A 16,429-nucleotide genomic window follows, 5' to 3' on the forward strand; every position below is an offset into this window, starting at 1 on the left:
AAGGAGAGAGTTAAATAGCTTAGATTATAAAAAACGCACTCTAAGCTTATAAATATTCGTCGGTGATAAGTTAAGCAATGAATTAATTTAATAGTACAAAGTTATTCAATCGTTGGAGTTATATAACAGATGGGTCTTCATCATCATCATCATCGCCATCAAGATTGAAGCTAGTCATATTTTTATTCAATTGTTCAGTAAATGGTGTATTCATTAAACTTATCGACATATAACGCCGAATAGCTTTAGTGAAAGCCTTATATAACGTGGGTTCCGCTTCCCCTCCCACTTCAGATGAAGATTCCAATAATTTAGAGGCTTGTGTAATGAAAGTTTTTTTATCATTGTGATTTAAATTAATAATTTTTTTAAATACGAAGGCGAATTGAGCTTTTTCACTGTCTTGCTGTTTAAATTCGGAAATAAAACTTTGTATGGACACTTCTTGATTTTCTGAAATGTGAAGAATGTCTTTAGCTTGGTAGTTTTGTATGTCTTTCATGTTATTACGGGATTTCCAAAGGGCACTCATTTTAGTGTGTAGATCGGATGTACTCGATGGTGTATTGCTATGAGTACGTGTAGCTGAAAAAGTATTCAGCAAATTAGGGTCAACTTTCATGTTTTTCTCTCCTTGTTTCTTCTTGTTGAAAAGCGGTTTCTTGCTGGAGAGCGTGTTTTTGTTGAATTAATCGTGCATAAGCTTGTTTATGTTGTTGCAAGGTTAGACAACGGGTCGAAATTGGAAAAATATGCGGTAATATTTTCTCTGCAGCCAGTTTTGGCGTGAATTGTGTAATTTCATTATTCACTTCTAATGTGATCGAATTATCAGGGCTAGTACATATTTTGACGCCGTTAGCTCGAGAGCTTATCTTGGCTTGCAATGAGGCTGGTATGTGTAATTGAACATGGCGAGCTTCGGATTGTAATTGCGTGAAATGTTCTGCCACAATTTCCTGTAGGCGTAAGTCAGTAAATAAACCGATGAGTAATTGAGTTAATTGGTTCTCTGTTTGGCTCACCTTAATTTGGTATTGGGCTTCGCTGTCATTGAGAACACCAATAAAATCATTCAAAAGCTGTGTTAATCCATCTTGGTAGCCTTGTTGATAGGCGATAGCATGAATGCTTTTCTCAGACTGTTGAGCTTGTTGAACATGGGCTTTGGCTTTTTGATGAGCCTGTTTAACAACCGACTGAGCATATCTATTGGTGTCTAAAACTGGATGTTTAATCAGCACATTTTCAATTAAAGTCTGCTGGATATTAGGTTGTGTGTTCTCTGACATAGCGGCAAGTTTCTTCAATAATATTCCAAGGTAGCAAAGTGGAAACCGTGTGAGGGATCATCTGCTGTGTGCTGCGGCTAAACATATACTTTGCGCGGGTAGCATAGCCGTGACTAAAGGTGTTTAAACACATCAAAAGCTGCTCAGCGCCCAGTGCAAGTAAATGCTGAGGTGTGTTGATGGAATGTGTTGGGCTTTGCCATAAAGGATGGCTAAATTTCTGATGTAATTGTCGATATTGAGATAGCTCTCCCCACCAAGGCAAAGGGGAAGGGTGTTGAATAACCCCTAAACCCCATGCTACAGAAGGCAATAATGACCAATTTTCGACAAGCATTTCGGGTAATATCAACGTTTTCTCATCGGGTAAATCTAATTGATATTGTTCAATAAGCTGCAAATTTTGCAGCTGTTGTAGCGGAACGGGTAGCTGATGATAATGTTCATCAACAAACTCCGAGTGAAAATAATCCCCCGGTGCTAAGAAAATGTTTTTTTGGTCAATCAGCAGCTTACTCAATTGGGGCATGGTTTGATTTCTCCACCTCTTCTTCATCGCTTTGTTTATTGTTGCGATGGTATAAATACAATCCAAGTGCAATTAACATACCGATTAATGCAGTGATTAAGGCCGAGGCAATCACGGGATTAAATGTGGGTGTTGGCCCCTTTTTTGTCTGATAGAGCAAAGGAGGACGGCTAACTATTACCACAGAAACATTGTCATAAGTCGTTTCAGCAAAGCTATTATTCAGAAATAACTTGATCTTATTCATCATGACTTTTGGGTCTTCATTGCCAGCATAAGTGACGAGACTTGAGACTTTTTGAGCCTGTTTCACGGGACCATTACCAGAAATCGGGTAACTCACATGGACGCGTGCATTCACCACGTTTGGAATGGTCAGTAAAGACTGTTCAAGACGTTGTTCAATCAGTGATAGTAATCGAGTTCGCTCCGCTTGCGGTGAGGCAACCAGTGAGTCTCCAGGGAAAGCATCAATAATTTCCACCGGATCTTTTGATGGCAAATTATATTGGCGTAGCAAGTCGACAGCGATGACAAAATCTTGAGGATCAACGCGAATTGAGTCTCCGTTTTTGGCATCTTGCTTACGCTTGGCTTCCACTCCATGCTCTTGCAAAACGGCAAGAACCTCATTACTTTGGCGTTGACTTAACTTGCTTAGTAACAGTTGATTGTCACAGCCTAGTAGTAAGCCAATAAACCCGATTAATAGGAATTTCTTTAATATATTCATGGTTTATTGTGCTTTTAATACTGTGTCGATGGCAGAAACACTTTTATGCATGAGTGTGCTGACCATATTCAAGATGAGGCTGTAATTACCCACTTGGTTTTGTAATTCCAATAATTTAGCGGGATCGCTTGGATCAACGGTATTCATTTTCTCCAGAATATCCGCTTTTTCTTGGTTTACAGAGGTCGTGTACTCAGCAAATAACTGCTTCACTTTATCTTCCAGTGGGATAGCCGCGGGTATAGCCGGAGCCATGTCCGCGATATCTGATAGTGTGGAGATTGGATTAATTGGTAACATAAATATTCTCTATAAAGAGAGCATCAGATGAGTGATGCTCTGATTTAAATAACACGTTACGAGCTTACACGTTACGAATAATGGCTTGTGCTGCATCTTTAATGGCCTTCATTACGTTACTTTGTAATTGGCGCGCCATATTATAGTTACCGCTTAAAGCGGTGATTTTACCCAGGACCAGCGGGTTATCGACTTCCAGACTTGGGTTGTCAATCATAGACTTTAATTCATCTGCGATAGTTTTAGTTCTTTCACTAATACCCGCAGAGCTGCGATACATCATTCCCCATTTGTTATCTGTTGCTGTGGTGGATTCTTTTTCTAATGCAGATGCATCCCAATTACCATTTGTATTATTAATACCTGGGGTTGCCATATTTATTACCTCATTAATTAGGTCTAATTGAGTTAAACAACCAATGATTATTACCTAATAACGTAATACCATTGGAATTGGTGATAAACGATTTTCCAGCCAGTTCATTATTGGAAAGGGAGACGGAAAATTGAATTTGCTTGGTTCCCCACTTTTGACTAAATGAATTGGTGAAACTAATTAAAGAGAGAGTCTGTTTATCATTTAAGCTGTCTCTTATAACAAAGATAACGTAGTTACCTTTGGTTATTCTTTGCCATTTCACATTACTTTCAGTTAACCCTAACTCGGCTTTCTTGATGAGCTCCTCAAGTGGAACTTGTACAAGTTGGCTTTGGTTATAACAACTGAAGTAATTAGATAAAATACGATAAATGTTTTTATCATCATTATTCGGCAGTGGATTTTTCACGACTCGAATAATGGGATGACAGGGATTGCTAATATCAACCTTTAATAAATTAGGTATGGTATCTATTAACTTGTCTTCAATTTCTTTTTCAAGCGCATTTATGTTTTTGATAGTGTATTTTGCTTGGTAATCTGACTTTAATAATACTTGGCGGCTCCAATCTTCATCTCTTTGAGACTTAACTAGAATAAGCACTTCACCTTTTTTATTTTGTGTATATGTAATAGGGTAATAGCTTCCTTTTAATATATTATCTATATTTTTAATTTGTTTTTCAGCGTTATTTTTTGGATTATTTTGGAATCCAACGAATAATATAAAAATAACGGCAAATAGTAATAAAAAGACAAAGAAATATTTCTTATTAAACGTTGGCTTCTGTTTTATGGCAATGGAACTTTGCTTTGAAAATGGTAGTGACTGAGATGGTAATGGTTTTTGGTGTTTTTTGGAGTAATTCCATTCAGTATTCAATGGTTTAATTGCAATTGGAAAGGTGTCAATGAGCAATATTTCTTGTAGTGTGACAGTGAGGTGACGACTTTTCCCATCTTGTTTAAGATTAATTGCAAGGTTATTATTAGATTCGTCATTAGAAACAATAGAAAATTCACACTGGGTATGTTCACTAGGAATATAATAGGTTGTAAAGCCGTTTTCATCTATTTCCGTTTTGTATTTAGTATGTTGCCCAACGATAATAATATTTTTATCGATGTTAATCACTAGCTCTTGACTATTCATCGAACCACTAATAATTTTCATTATACAGGTGTGGTGTTTTGTTTCTATCATAAGATAATCTCAATTAATAAAAAATAGCGAATCATATTGACTTCAATGTTCAGTATTTAAATATAAGAACATAATGTAGTCAGCTGAATTTATCTTATTCATTCACACCCTGTATTTTTATGGTTAATTCCAAAATATTCCAGAGTATTCATTTGTTTTTTTCTACTTAATCACTGACTCTACATCAAGTAAAAATCAATGGATAAGGTCTATTTATAATGTCGAATAAAGATATTGCTAAATTATTGGAGAGTAGAAATAGTTGCTTTTCTTTACAAGACGTATTGGTCTTGTCAATACCCAAAGAAACTGTAACCTCAATAAAAACTGCAACCTCAATAGAAAATATAACCACAGAAAAAGCGAAAGCAACGCTTTGTTATAAATCTCGGTATACAAATTTAAATATTAAAGTACAAGAACCCGCTATCTTTGTTTGCGATCTGAATGAATTAACGATTGAAGATGAAACTTTATGGGATATCCACACCATGGAATTGTCAGAACTCGTTGAAACGCTTGCTATTATTGATACTGCAATGGGCCAATCTTTTCTTGCAAAAAAAGCGACCAGAGAGAGTGATGAAAATCAATTAGGTGAATTCATTCTATTTGACGATGAAATATCAGCACCTATTTTAATTAAAAATATCGTGATTGATTTGATCATTAAAAAGCAGCCGTTATTTGATGATTGGTGTGATGTATTAAGGCGTTATGAAGCGTATGGAATGATGCGCTTTTTAATTTCAGCCGCTCAGCAAGACAAAAATGCCAATATCAATCAACTTTGTGCCCGTTATGGTATTTCAGCTTCTTATTTTAGGCAACTTTACCGAGAAAACTTTAATAAAACAGCTAAACGCAAAATCATGGGCGTACGTATGGGGGCGGCCATTTTGCAATTAATTGAAAGTGAAAGTTCTATTTTAGATGTTGGGTTAGAAGCTGGTTACTGCTCTGCCTCTCACTTCACGAATGATTTGAAAAAAGAATTGGGATTAACCCCATCAGAAATAAGGCACCTTGGAGCAACGTTATATGAGCAGTAAAAAATTAATGGCAGTTTTTATTTCGTTGTTTTTACTGAGTGTAAATATTAACACCGCTCAATCAGAAATGATGATTGCAGAGCCGGTGACACAAGAAAGAAGTGCAGACACGTTTGTGGCGAATAATATCGCGGTAGGTAAAGTGTTTGATGCGGTAGCAGAACAAATTAACAAGCCGATTATTTTAAGTAAATTGGCATCCCAGAAAAAAGTAACGGGAAATTTTAACCTCGCGAATGCCGATGAAATGTTTAAAGCCTTAACGCGTCGTATCGCGTTAGTCTGGTATGACGATGGCGCAAGCATTTATGTCTATGATAATAGTGAAATGCGCAGTTTGATTATCCCGACCCACAAAGTCAGTAGCCAACAGGTTATCAGCTATATCCAACGTAATGGCATCTATGATGCGCGCTTTCCGGTGCGTTCCCAAGGTGGCGACACCATGTTATTTGTGTCGGGGCCACCGCTCTATGTTGAGTTGATTAAAGGCGCTGCGCTGTATCTTGGCGAGCAACTTAAACAAGAAGAAAAAACCAGTGGTAATGTTGCTGTGATCCCGCTGAAACATGCCTCTGTAAGCGATCGAAGCTATTCATTGCGAGGTCAATCGATCACAGTGCCTGGCATGTTATCGGTGATCAGCTCCCTGTTTAAAAGTGGGGGCAGCAGCGTTGAAGAAACCCTCGAAATTTTACCTGCAAAGCTCAATACCGATGGGGATGAAATTGATGCCTTGATGGATGCGCCAATTGGTGGCGCTCGTCCTGAAAATCGCCAAGTTACCGTCAGACGTGGTGGCGCATCAAATAGCACATTTTCTCTGGTTGCTCATCCTGATAGCAACAGCCTGATTGTGAAAGGCAGCCCCGAGCAGATCCGCTATGTTCGTGATTTGATTAAAACATTAGATAACCGCCGCCGCCAAGTGGAACTCTCCTTGTGGATCATCGATATCACACGCTCTGAATTGGACAATTTAGGGGTGAACTGGGAAGTTGGCTCATTTAAGGTGGGTGGTGGCTCTGTTTCTTTCAACCGAAGCACCTTACCCGATAGCAGCAAGTTTTTAGTGCAAATTGATGCCCTAAGCAAGAATGGTAATAGCCAAATTGTCTCGCGCCCAGTGTTGTTGACCCAAGAAAATGTTCCTGCACTGTTTGATAACAACACCAGCTTCTATGCCAAGTTACAAGGTGAACGTACTGCAACCCTAGAATCTGTCACTTACGGCACGATGATCAGCGTCATGCCACGCATTTCAGCTGGTCAAAGTGTCGAAATGGAAGTGAATATCGAAGACGGTGCAGAGAACCGCGATAGCAGTGGCAAAACGTCCAGCGTTGAAGGGCTTCCAACGGTTAACCGCACCAGTATTAATACAGTGGCACGTATCGCCAAAGATAGCAGCCTGTTAATCGGTGGGTATACCCGTGACCAATATATTGAAAATGAAAGCAAAATTCCTCTTCTTGGCGATATTCCTTGGGTTGGCGGCTTATTCCGTCATAGCTCAACCAATCAACAAAAAATGGTGCGAATCTTTTTAATTCAGCCGCGTTTATTGGATGAAAACGAAGTGTGGGATGGACGACAATTTTCCGAGAAAACCCGTATTACACAAAAAGATAGCCAACTGCATGGAACCGTACAGTTCCTCCAGCAATACATGAGGGATTCATGGCAATAACCCCGCTGAGCTACAGCAACCGTATGCTACTGAATGCGCAAGACAAGAGTCGTACAGCCACGAAAAGCAGTGATGACTCTGATGAAGCTGCGCGCGGTGCGGGGGTAATTGATAGTTCCAGCGAATACGCTTCGATGGCGATGCTGGCCGCGAGCCATATTCGTCGAGGCGGCTCGAAAAAGGAACAAGAAGAGGAGTGGATGCGCTTTGCTGAGCGCATCTTAGAAAATAATGCGGACGAAAAAGTGTTAAGGATTGAAGGCGTACTTAATCGTCAGTTGATGACACCTCAGCAGCTACGAGCCTTTTTATTGCAGTTTTTCTCTGATCCTAGCGATTTACTCATGGTGCTTGCCGCGCTGAACAACCGTAAAAAACTCAAGCAGGAGCAGATTGACCATTTGCAAGAGCTAGAGCGATTACTGCTAACGGAAGATACCAACCGTACGGCGCAGGCAGGCGCAAATATCGCGCTAATCGCAAAAGCATTTGCCCAAACTTTGCATGAAAGTGCGGGGAACTTACGCACCTTATACCGCGAATTTATCGGCTATGACGGCCCAGTGGTCTACTTATATGAACAATGGGTGGAAGAGATGGAGCTGGCTCAGCGGGAAAACATGATGCGTTATCTCGCAAGAGCCTTGGCATGTGATTTACAAGCGCTGCCGTTGGGAGACCTCAATATCAGTGAGTTTGGCAGCTTCTTCACGCGAATTGGTCGTCTGCGTGAGTTGCAGTCACTAGACCGGGCATTTAGTCAGCAATTTCTCCAATCGAGTCTGTTTCGCCAGCAAGTGCAGTTGTCGCAAAACCACTTGCAGCAGAACCAGTTGGAGAAGGTGCTAAGCCAGCTATTTACCAGTGGGATCCGTAACCAAGAAAGCTTTAATGACAAGCTTTTGAACTTCATTCAGGCGCAATTAAGTGCCATGACCACAGATCTACGCGCCCGCTTTGTTCAGCTTTTGATTATTGCGTTTTCAATTATCCCCGTTGCCATTTTTCACTCATTGGAAGCGCGTGATGAATTACTCGACCAATTAAAAATACAGATGGATCAACTGTTGGCGCAAGAACAACGCTTACGTCGACAACCCTAATTTGATAGGAAATACACGATTTCATGAAAAACTTAACCGGATTTTTACTGCAGATCCGTAATCGCCCTGAGCTGATGGTGCTAGTCATCATGGTGATGGTTATTGCAATGCTGATTATTCCGTTATCTACCGTCTTGGTCGATTTATTGATTGCACTGAACATTATGATTTCGGTGCTGATATTTATGAGCTCGTTTTATATTACGCGCGTCCTTAACTTCCAATCCTTCCCGTCTATTTTGCTGATTAGCACGTTATTTAGATTGGCACTATCTATCAGTACCAGCCGACTTATCCTGCTTGAAGCGGATGCTGGCGATATTATCGATACCTTCGGTCAGTTCGTTATTCAGGACAATTTAGTGGTGGGAATGGTGGTCTTCGCTATCGTAACTATCGTGCAATTTATTGTTATCACCAAAGGTTCAGAACGTATTGCTGAAGTAGCCGCTCGCTTCTCCTTGGATGCGATGCCCGGAAAACAGATGAGTATCGATGCGGATTTACGCGCTGGGGTTATTGATGAAGCGACGGTAAAAATTAAACGTGGCGAGCTGGAAAAAGAGAGTCAGTTATTCGGTTCTTTTGACGGTGCGATGAAGTTTATCAAAGGGGATGCCATTGCCGGTATTGTGATTATTTTCGTCAACTTAATCGGCGGAATATCCGTGGGTACGGCTCAGCAAGGCATGGATCTTTCCACGGCATTAAACACCTTCACGTTATTAACCATCGGTGATGGGTTGGTCGCGCAAATACCCGCGCTGCTTATTTCTATCAGCGCAGGTTTTATTGTGACTCGCGTGGGCGGCAATGATAAAAACTTAGGCGAAAACATTGTTTCTGAACTTTTTGACAATGATTTCACCATCCTGATCACAGCATGCATCGTGCTATTTATGGGTTTTTTACCCGGATTCCCAACCGCTATTTTCTTGTTCCTTGCCGTATTATTGATGGGATTATTTGCGACCCGCTATTTTAAAAAACGCCAAGCACAGCGAAAAGAGCTGCAATTAGGTGAAGAAAATCTGCAAACCGAAGCCACTGAAGGGGAAACTCAACGCGCGAATGATGACTTCGACGATGAATATATTCCAGAAACCTTACCGGTCATTATCTCGGTTAATCAACAATATAAGCAGCACCTAGAAGATAATAATTTTCTATCTCGCATGAAAAAAGATGTGTTTATTCGCTATGGATACCGCATCCCAGATATTGCCATTAACTATTCACCTATCGTGCCAGAAAACAAAATTGTGGTGTTGATAAACGAAGTAAAAGCGGGTGAATACGACGTCTATTTTCATGGTCAGCGCTTACTGACGGCGAATGATGAGCTGGAATACCTTGGTATGGAACTCATCAAATATACCGATGAATATGGTTCAGTCAGTACTTGGTTTGACAACCAATACAGCGAAAATGTAGAGCAACTCGGTTTATTCGTGCGCGATGACGTGACAGAAATGATTGATTGCGTCAGTACGTTGTTATTACGCCACATCAATGAATTCTTCGGGATCCAAGAAACTAAAAATTTACTGGATGATCTTGAAAGAAAATATCCCGAATTACTGAAAGAATGTTATCGACACGCCACCGTACAAAAAGTCACGGAAGTTTTCCAACGTCTATTAATGGAAAAAATTTCAGTGCGCAATATGAAGTTAATTATTGAAACTCTAGTGCAATGGGTACCCAAAGAAAAAGACAGCATGATGCTGGTAGAGCATATTCGCAGCTCCATGGCGCGTTATATCTCATCCCGTTTTTCGGTGGAAGGGCGCTTGAATGTCTTAATGGTGAATGCCGAACTTGAAGACACCATTCGCCAAGGTATCCGCCAATCATCCGGTGGCGTTTATCTACATTTAGAACCTGAAAAAAGCAACGAACTTATTCAAGCTGCTGAAGTGGCATTAGAAAACAGTTACTTATCTGTTAGGGATATCAATGTATTGGTACCTGTGGATATCCGCAGGTTTGTGAAAAAAATCTTAGAAGGTCGTTTCCCTGAACTTGAGGTGCTCTCATTTAATGAGGTTTCCGAAATGGTGAAGGTCAACGTTATTAAAACGATATAAGGAATATGTAAATGAAATACCGTTTTGTCGAGAAATTGAATGAATTTTTAAATTCTATGGGGCGTAGTGATTTAATTAATCCGCAGCTTGATTGCCATTCCAATATTCAACTCGAAATGGATGATGCACCTGCGATTAATATCGATTTGTCATCCGATGATTTAATTATTTGGTGCAACTTAATGGAATGCAATTACAGCCGACTCGATGCATCCAGCGTGTCATTATTAAAAGACATTTTAGAGTATGTCCCGCGTAATTTTCACGCGGGACAACCTGCACTGAATCTCATCGAAAACAACTTGGTGCTATCGGCAGTATTAAAGGCGACTTCATTGGATAACATGCAATTATTTGCAGACTCTTTTGACGAATTTTTTGAGCGCGCCACCGAATTGCGTCTGCAATTATCGTAATTGATGATGAAACTTTTTGACGTTTGCGCACATCCTGTGCGCATTCATGGATGCCTGATTGAAGCCCCATTGAATGGCGTATTTATTGGCGAGATCTGCTTTATTGAGCAGTCATTGGCACAACCAAAGATTATCGCCAAAGCGCAAGTGATAGGCTTCAAAGAGGGGCTAACGGTGCTGAGCCTAATTGGTCGTGCTCAGGGCCTCACTCGTGAAGTGGTTATTCGCCCAAGTGGTTATCCGTTTGTATTCCAAATGGGGGAGCACCTTGTGGGGAATATTTTTAATGCCACAGGGGAATTAGAAGGCGCATTAAGTCAGAAAAACAGCGAAATCACCCAGTTAAAAACCAAACTGCAACGCATTGATAATCCTCCGGTAAGTGTAAATAAACGCCGTCCAATCAATGAACCGATGGTCACGGGAATTCGTGCTATTGATGGATTGTTGACGTGCGGGGTAGGCCAGCGCATCGGTATTTTTGCAGCCGCGGGCAGCGGCAAAACCTCATTAATGAACATGCTGATCAATCATGCTCACGGGGATATTCATATCGTGGCATTGATTGGCGAGCGTGGGCGAGAAGTAATTGAGTTTATTGAAGAACTGAAACTGTCCCCTCATGCGGATAAAACCATTTTAGTGTATGCCACCTCCGACAGTCCGCCAATTGAGCGCTGTAATGCCGCCTTGCTGGCGACGGCGATGGCGGAATATTTCCGTGATTTAGGTAAGCAAGTTTTATTGTATGTCGATTCGATGACCCGTTATGCAAGGGCATTGCGCGATGTGGCTCTTGCAGCAGGGGAACTCCCCGCACGTCGTGGTTATCCCGCCTCTGTTTTCGAACAACTCCCGTTATTACTCGAACGCCCAGGGCGCGTAAAACAGGGTTCAATTACTGCGTTTTACACCGTGCTATTAGAGAGCGAGGAAGAAGCCGACCCTATCGGAGATGAGATTCGCTCTATTTTGGATGGGCACATTTACCTCAGTCACAAACTTGCAGGGCGAGGACATTATCCTGCGATTGATATTTTGCACAGTATTAGCCGTGTTTTTCAGAAGGTAACAACGCCGGAACATCGCCGATTTGCTGTCGATATTCGTGAAAATTTATCTCGCTTAGAGCAGATCAAGTTGTACCTCGAATTGGGGGAATACCAGCGAGGTGAAAGCCAAGAAAATGACCATGCGTTAGATAAACAGCAGGATATCAATCATTTCTTACAACAAAACATGGATGAATCAGAGGGCTTTGAGGAGATATTAGCCCAATTACACCATTTGGCATCCTGATGATTAATCAATTATTAGTGTTGACTGAAAAGCGTCTCGAAAGAGTGCAATTAGAGCAAAACAAGCTGAAAAACGCCATTTTGCAGTTGCAGCAACAGCGTCAAGATATCCACCAACGGATAGCCATATTCGCTCTGCAAGTGGGGATGTATGAAAAATCTGAAGAATTAACGCAAATGGATTTTTGGGAACGGCAACGGCAAAAAGCCGTGGTTTTATCAGAAATCGCCCAATGTGAATTTCAGATAGAAAACATCGACGCTGAATTATCTAAGTATCATTTATTGAAGCAGCAAATGGCTGAACAAACGTTCATTTTGCGTAATAAGTGCGAGAAATTCCGAAAATATCTCAAGCAACAACGTAGGGCGCAGTGGTTAAAATTAGAGCGCCAGCAACAAAATGAAATTGAGGAGCTGTTTGTTCATGTCGACAATAAAATCACTGCCTAATGAAAGTAAATTTAATTCCATGATGGAAGGTAAAAGTGCGTCGCTAGGTTTTCATCATCAACAATATGATCAGCAAAAACCGGGTTTTCAAAAGGAAGGTGGGCAGCAGCATTCAGTAAAAAAAGCCGCTCAGGATATTGCTCAGAAAAAACTGACTCAAGTGGCTGGCAATAAAACAAAGCCCAAAAAACCAGTAGAAGAGTTGGCAATACCCGTTCTGTTGAACTTGCCGACGCCAATCCAGTACATTTACTCTGGTGGGAAAGTGGCATTTCTCTCTGCAGAATATGGCTCAGATAAAAAAAATAGCGAAGCGAGTCATTCGTTAACGGCACAATCCGATAGCTCATTAAGTCAAACGGTGAGTGAAGGCGATATTCCACCGAGCACTTTTAACGCCAATGTTGGAGCGGTATCGATTGGTCAATTGGTTGACACGAAAACCGTTAAAACAAAAACCATGGAACAAAAAGCGGCTCGATTTTTGTCAGATAACCCGGCAAGTGTAAAGCAAACTCAATGGATGGATATTCCATTAGTGCAGCAGACTGAAACTGTGGAAACGGCGACATTGAAATCGCCTCTGCTTGATGGCCAATCAAACATAGTGGATAAAACTCCACCTTCGTCTGAACCTGTTATGCAAAATCAGCCGGTGCCAAATGAGCATTTGGCAGCTCAATATTTTCCCGACATGGAAAACCTCAACATTGAAAAATCAGTTGTGATTCAATCGGATGAAATGGATATAGCCAAGAGCATCTTAACGCAAGTGCACGCAGAAATGGGGGAGAAATCACTGGCTGTGATACCCCAAATCTCGACTTCTCAAACTCCAGCTTCCCAAACATCAGCGTCTCAAACCTCAGCACATATACAACAAGCCTCTTCAATGGTCAGTAAGGTCGCTGAACTGATGGCAGCTTCCGAGGTTGAAAGTTCTAAAACAGTGCCTTCACGTACTCTGAGCTACACCTTTAGCCAATGGCAAAATGCACCAACGGTCTCTTTTGCTTTAGCGAGCGCCAGTAAAGATCCGGTGGTGGCATCAACGCTAAGCCATGAAGTTCAGCAGGTTTTACAAGACAACCAGCATTCATGGACAGGCGAACAAAAAATGGTGATCCGACGTGAAGAACATGAAGGTCAACAGCGTCAACGGCAGCAACAGCATCAGCAAGATGAGGAGTCCTAATGCTAAATATCCATCGAATTAGCCACCGAGAAAAGCAGGTGAGAGAGTGGCAGCAGTGTTTTCAATGGGACTTAGACATACATACTCCCAAGGTTGGAGAACGCTATTTTCAAGTCACCCTACACAGTAAAACGCAGAAAATCCAAGTGCTAGTGAATGCTGAAGAATGGTGCCGTTACCGCTGGCCTAAGCTGGCTCACTATGCATGGAATCTCTTAGATACCAAAAGCTTATGCAAAGTTTTTACTTATGAAAATACCGGAAAGACGTTTTTCTCCGAGCAATTCCGTTGTCATTGTGTCGAGATTATTGATGATGAACAGCTTCAGCAACCTTGGTTAACTGTGAAAGAAAAAAAACTTGGCATTGTATTGCTAGCTGAGCCTATTGAAGGGCTAACCGAGCGTAAGGCGCAAAACGGGATAGCCGAGCAGCTTAAGCTGCAAGCCGACTGGATTTTAGGTTATAGCCATATCAGTCGTAAAACTTTGCAGTCTATCGCGCTTGGCGATGTGCTGCGTATTCAGCAATTGCAATTAGACATGACCGTTGCAGGGCGTGTATTGGCCCATTTTCAAAAACAACAAGAAGGCATTTTTATGATTGAACAGTTAATGACAGCAGATGACGAACAAATAGCTTCCGTGGTGGAAGAGGAGTTTGTCGATGAAACTGTTCGTCCTTTTAATTTGCAGGACATTACAGTCAAATTGACCTTTGTATTGGGTCATTCAGACATCAGTGTAGAGGAATTGAATTCGCTCCAGCCGGGGGCAATCTACTCAATTGGTGAAAACAAAGAGCGTGAAGTGAAGGTGTATGCGAACAAACAACTGATTGCGGAAGGTGAGTTGACCTATATTGGTGATAGTGACGAATTAGGCTTAGAAATTAAGCGATTGGTAAGCTTAGGCGATAAAAGGTTATAAGCATGCCAACAGTACCGAATGAAATTCCTTTATTAGTTCTGATCGCGTTTTCCACGCTACTCCCTTTTATCATTGCGGCAGGCACGTGCTATCTGAAAATTTCGATTGTACTAATCATGGTGCGAAATGCGATGGGGGTGCAGCAAGTGCCTTCAACAATGGCATTAAATAGTATTGCTTTGCTGCTGTCCATTTTTGTCATGATGCCGGTACTGCAAGATGTGAACAATTATATGCGCCACGAAAGCGTGGACTTTAGTAATGTGGAGTCCATCGACAACTTCGTTGATAACGGGCTAGGGCGTTATAAAGATTACTTAGTTAAATATTCCGATCCTCAATTAGTGAATTTTTTCGAGTCTATTCAGCAGGGTAAAACGGAAGCCGAGGTGCAAGAAGAGCAAGCGGCGCCAACCCTGTTTTCATTACTGCCAGCCTACGCATTGAGTGAAATTAAATCCGCGTTTGAAATTGGCTTTTATATCTATTTACCGTTTGTGGTTATCGACTTGGTGATCTCAAGCATTCTGTTGGCGCTCGGTATGATGATGATGAGTCCGGTGACTATCTCAGTACCAGTGAAATTGATTCTGTTTGTGGCAATAGATGGATGGTCACTGATTTCGAAAGGGCTGGTGATGCAATATTTCGAACTCGCACAGCATTGACGTAAGGGAATAGAAAATGGATTCAATCATTTATGTCAGTAATAAAGCGATGTTGTTGATCGTCATACTGTCGGCTATTCCTGTGATTGTGGCGACGGTAGTGGGGCTGTTAGTGGGGCTTTTGCAAACTGTGACTCAGCTTCAGGAACAGACATTACCTTTTGGTATCAAGTTATTAGCGGTGTTTGGTTCCTTATTTATGATTTCAGGCTGGCTGGCGGATAAAGTGATGAATTATGCCATTGAAGTGATGACTGCGGCGTTGCCAGCCATAGGATTATTGGGATGAATCAGGAGATGCTTGGGCTAGCGGCATCCTTGTATTTTAATTTCCAGCAAGGGTTAGTGAAAATCGCGTTTGCGTGGTTGCGTATTGCCCCTGTCATGTTTTTTTTGCCTTTTTTGAGTAACAAATTGCTCAATGGTGGGATCATTAAAAACTGTGTTGTCGCGTATTTAGCATTAGGCATGTGGCCTTATCTTACCGCTCGCGAAATAAATTGGGATGAAATCAGTCTCAGTGAGGTTTTTATTTACGAGGTCAGTATTGGCATGGTATTGGCGCTAATTTTAGGGCTGCCATTTATGATTGCCAATGTTATCGGTGAGTTGATAGATACCCAGCGGGGAGAAACCATCAGCAGTATTGTAGACCCTGCAAGTGGTACGGAAGCCTCTGAACTGGCAGTGTTTATCAGCTATATCGTGTGTATGGTGTTTTTAGCGCAAGGGGGTATGTATCAACTTGCTAACGTATTTGCACAAAGCTACCAATTATTACCCTTTGCCCATGGGTTTACTTCATTCAATAGTTTACCGTTAGGGGAATGGATAAATAAGGCAGTAGTGAATGGAGTGATATTAACGGCACCGATTATTGTGACACTCTTTATTTCGGAAGTCGCACTCGGGTTATATTCCCGTTTTTGTCCGCAATTAAACGCATTTTCATTGTCGCTGGCGATAAAATCCATTATCGCATTTATTGTATTTTTACTTTATTTTCAAAATGAAGTGCCTGATATTTTAGTTAATATGATTGCGATATCACCATTGAATGTGATTTTTCTTTCTCCTTAATTAGCGCAAGGTTGTGTG

19 protein-coding genes are annotated in these 16,429 nt (G+C 41.3%); 12 read left to right on the forward strand and 7 right to left on the reverse strand.

The genetic code is table 11. From position 1 onward, the window contains the following. Nucleotides 1–118 precede the first annotated feature (118 nt). The 7 genes from H0913_RS00925 to H0913_RS00955 all read right to left on the reverse strand — a co-directional run bounded on the left by H0913_RS00925 (nt 119) and on the right by H0913_RS00955 (nt 4,437). On the reverse strand, nt 119–622 hold the full coding sequence (locus H0913_RS00925; RefSeq protein ID WP_230086657.1) for a hypothetical protein: 504 nt from the start codon (nt 620–622) through the stop codon (nt 119–121). After that, nucleotides 612–1,292: a hypothetical protein gene (locus H0913_RS00930; protein WP_181477811.1), complete on the reverse strand. Its 681-nt coding sequence runs from the start codon at nt 1,290–1,292 to the stop codon at nt 612–614. The genes H0913_RS00925 and H0913_RS00930 overlap by 11 nt, the downstream gene beginning before the upstream one ends. Beyond that, nucleotides 1,270–1,821 carry a hypothetical protein gene (locus H0913_RS00935; protein ID WP_181477812.1) on the reverse strand — a complete coding sequence of 184 codons (552 nt, stop codon included), beginning with the start codon at nt 1,819–1,821 and terminating at the stop codon, nt 1,270–1,272. The genes H0913_RS00930 and H0913_RS00935 overlap by 23 nt, the downstream gene beginning before the upstream one ends. Next, nucleotides 1,805–2,554 carry a type III secretion system inner membrane ring lipoprotein SctJ gene (sctJ, locus tag H0913_RS00940; RefSeq protein WP_181477813.1) on the reverse strand — a complete coding sequence of 250 codons (750 nt, stop codon included), beginning with the start codon at nt 2,552–2,554 and terminating at the stop codon, nt 1,805–1,807. Before sctJ ends, H0913_RS00935 begins: the two co-directional genes overlap by 17 nt. Before the next feature lie 3 nt (nt 2,555–2,557). Next, nucleotides 2,558–2,854 (reverse strand): type III secretion system inner rod subunit SctI, encoded by a 297-nt coding sequence (gene sctI, locus H0913_RS00945; protein WP_181477814.1) that lies wholly within the window; start codon nt 2,852–2,854, stop codon nt 2,558–2,560. Between the two features lie 64 nt (nt 2,855–2,918). Beyond that, nucleotides 2,919–3,230, reverse strand: a complete 312-nt coding sequence (locus H0913_RS00950; RefSeq protein ID WP_154602197.1) for an EscF/YscF/HrpA family type III secretion system needle major subunit — start codon at nt 3,228–3,230, stop codon at nt 2,919–2,921. A gap of 13 nt (nt 3,231–3,243) precedes the next feature. Then, nucleotides 3,244–4,437 carry a PrgH/EprH family type III secretion apparatus protein gene (locus H0913_RS00955; RefSeq protein ID WP_181477815.1) on the reverse strand — a complete coding sequence of 398 codons (1,194 nt, stop codon included), beginning with the start codon at nt 4,435–4,437 and terminating at the stop codon, nt 3,244–3,246. 218 nt (nt 4,438–4,655) lie between these two features. On the opposite strand from H0913_RS00955, the gene H0913_RS00960 reads away from it, so the two are divergent. Genes H0913_RS00960 through sctT form a run of 12 tightly spaced genes read left to right on the forward strand, consistent with a single transcriptional unit; the run spans nt 4,656 to nt 16,411 of the window. After that, the gene (locus tag H0913_RS00960; RefSeq protein ID WP_181477816.1) at nt 4,656–5,489 is read left to right on the forward strand and encodes an AraC family transcriptional regulator; all 834 of its coding nucleotides are present in this window, start codon (nt 4,656–4,658) and stop codon (nt 5,487–5,489) included. Beyond that, nucleotides 5,479–7,179, forward strand: coding sequence for a type III secretion system outer membrane ring subunit SctC (gene sctC / locus H0913_RS00965; protein ID WP_181477817.1), 1,701 nt, complete (start codon nt 5,479–5,481; stop codon nt 7,177–7,179). Before H0913_RS00960 ends, sctC begins: the two co-directional genes overlap by 11 nt. Continuing rightward, entirely contained in the window at nt 7,170–8,282 is a 1,113-nt protein-coding gene (sctW, locus tag H0913_RS00970; protein ID WP_181477818.1) for a type III secretion system gatekeeper subunit SctW, read from the forward strand. The genes sctC and sctW overlap by 10 nt, the downstream gene beginning before the upstream one ends. Nucleotides 8,283–8,305: 23 nt before the next feature. Next, nucleotides 8,306–10,372 carry an EscV/YscV/HrcV family type III secretion system export apparatus protein gene (locus tag H0913_RS00975; RefSeq protein ID WP_181477819.1) on the forward strand — a complete coding sequence of 689 codons (2,067 nt, stop codon included), beginning with the start codon at nt 8,306–8,308 and terminating at the stop codon, nt 10,370–10,372. An 11-nt stretch (nt 10,373–10,383) separates the two neighbouring features. After that, nucleotides 10,384–10,788, forward strand: coding sequence for a CesT family type III secretion system chaperone (locus H0913_RS00980; RefSeq protein WP_181477820.1), 405 nt, complete (start codon nt 10,384–10,386; stop codon nt 10,786–10,788). Between the two features lie 6 nt (nt 10,789–10,794). Further along, nucleotides 10,795–12,087 (forward strand): type III secretion system ATPase SctN, encoded by a 1,293-nt coding sequence (sctN, locus tag H0913_RS00985; protein ID WP_181478630.1) that lies wholly within the window; start codon nt 10,795–10,797, stop codon nt 12,085–12,087. Then, nucleotides 12,087–12,539 carry a hypothetical protein gene (locus H0913_RS00990; protein WP_154638537.1) on the forward strand — a complete coding sequence of 151 codons (453 nt, stop codon included), beginning with the start codon at nt 12,087–12,089 and terminating at the stop codon, nt 12,537–12,539. The genes sctN and H0913_RS00990 overlap by 1 nt, the downstream gene beginning before the upstream one ends. Further along, nucleotides 12,514–13,734, forward strand: coding sequence for a type III secretion protein (locus tag H0913_RS00995; RefSeq protein ID WP_181477821.1), 1,221 nt, complete (start codon nt 12,514–12,516; stop codon nt 13,732–13,734). The genes H0913_RS00990 and H0913_RS00995 overlap by 26 nt, the downstream gene beginning before the upstream one ends. Continuing rightward, the gene (locus H0913_RS01000) at nt 13,734–14,663 is read left to right on the forward strand and encodes a FliM/FliN family flagellar motor switch protein (RefSeq protein ID WP_181477822.1); all 930 of its coding nucleotides are present in this window, start codon (nt 13,734–13,736) and stop codon (nt 14,661–14,663) included. Before H0913_RS00995 ends, H0913_RS01000 begins: the two co-directional genes overlap by 1 nt. A 2-nt stretch (nt 14,664–14,665) precedes the next feature. Continuing rightward, a complete protein-coding gene (locus H0913_RS01005; RefSeq protein ID WP_181477823.1) occupies nt 14,666–15,331 on the forward strand; it encodes an EscR/YscR/HrcR family type III secretion system export apparatus protein in 666 nt (221 codons plus the stop codon). 16 nt (nt 15,332–15,347) lie between these two features. Continuing rightward, nucleotides 15,348–15,620, forward strand: coding sequence for a type III secretion system export apparatus subunit SctS (sctS, locus tag H0913_RS01010; protein ID WP_154602207.1), 273 nt, complete (start codon nt 15,348–15,350; stop codon nt 15,618–15,620). After that, nucleotides 15,617–16,411, forward strand: coding sequence for a type III secretion system export apparatus subunit SctT (gene sctT / locus H0913_RS01015; RefSeq protein ID WP_181477824.1), 795 nt, complete (start codon nt 15,617–15,619; stop codon nt 16,409–16,411). The genes sctS and sctT overlap by 4 nt, the downstream gene beginning before the upstream one ends. Nucleotides 16,412–16,429 lie beyond the last annotated feature (18 nt).

The organism is Providencia rettgeri, assembly GCF_013702265.1.
In the GTDB taxonomy this organism is placed as follows: domain Bacteria; phylum Pseudomonadota; class Gammaproteobacteria; order Enterobacterales; family Enterobacteriaceae; genus Providencia; species Providencia zhijiangensis.

Coding starts and splice junctions, on each gene's coding strand:
- H0913_RS00925 (WP_230086657.1), bottom strand. CDS start 622: ATGAAAGTTGACCCTAATTTGCTGAATACTTTTTCAGCTACACGTACT.
- H0913_RS00930 (WP_181477811.1), bottom strand. CDS start 1,292: ATGTCAGAGAACACACAACCTAATATCCAGCAGACTTTAATTGAAAAT.
- H0913_RS00935 (WP_181477812.1), bottom strand. CDS start 1,821: ATGCCCCAATTGAGTAAGCTGCTGATTGACCAAAAAAACATTTTCTTA.
- sctJ (WP_181477813.1), bottom strand. CDS start 2,554: ATGAATATATTAAAGAAATTCCTATTAATCGGGTTTATTGGCTTACTA.
- sctI (WP_181477814.1), bottom strand. CDS start 2,854: ATGTTACCAATTAATCCAATCTCCACACTATCAGATATCGCGGACATG.
- H0913_RS00950 (WP_154602197.1), bottom strand. CDS start 3,230: ATGGCAACCCCAGGTATTAATAATACAAATGGTAATTGGGATGCATCT.
- H0913_RS00955 (WP_181477815.1), bottom strand. CDS start 4,437: ATGATAGAAACAAAACACCACACCTGTATAATGAAAATTATTAGTGGT.
- H0913_RS00960 (WP_181477816.1), top strand. CDS start 4,656: ATGTCGAATAAAGATATTGCTAAATTATTGGAGAGTAGAAATAGTTGC.
- sctC (WP_181477817.1), top strand. CDS start 5,479: ATGAGCAGTAAAAAATTAATGGCAGTTTTTATTTCGTTGTTTTTACTG.
- sctW (WP_181477818.1), top strand. CDS start 7,170: ATGGCAATAACCCCGCTGAGCTACAGCAACCGTATGCTACTGAATGCG.
- H0913_RS00975 (WP_181477819.1), top strand. CDS start 8,306: ATGAAAAACTTAACCGGATTTTTACTGCAGATCCGTAATCGCCCTGAG.
- H0913_RS00980 (WP_181477820.1), top strand. CDS start 10,384: ATGAAATACCGTTTTGTCGAGAAATTGAATGAATTTTTAAATTCTATG.
- sctN (WP_181478630.1), top strand. CDS start 10,795: ATGAAACTTTTTGACGTTTGCGCACATCCTGTGCGCATTCATGGATGC.
- H0913_RS00990 (WP_154638537.1), top strand. CDS start 12,087: ATGATTAATCAATTATTAGTGTTGACTGAAAAGCGTCTCGAAAGAGTG.
- H0913_RS00995 (WP_181477821.1), top strand. CDS start 12,514: ATGTCGACAATAAAATCACTGCCTAATGAAAGTAAATTTAATTCCATG.
- H0913_RS01000 (WP_181477822.1), top strand. CDS start 13,734: ATGCTAAATATCCATCGAATTAGCCACCGAGAAAAGCAGGTGAGAGAG.
- H0913_RS01005 (WP_181477823.1), top strand. CDS start 14,666: ATGCCAACAGTACCGAATGAAATTCCTTTATTAGTTCTGATCGCGTTT.
- sctS (WP_154602207.1), top strand. CDS start 15,348: ATGGATTCAATCATTTATGTCAGTAATAAAGCGATGTTGTTGATCGTC.
- sctT (WP_181477824.1), top strand. CDS start 15,617: ATGAATCAGGAGATGCTTGGGCTAGCGGCATCCTTGTATTTTAATTTC.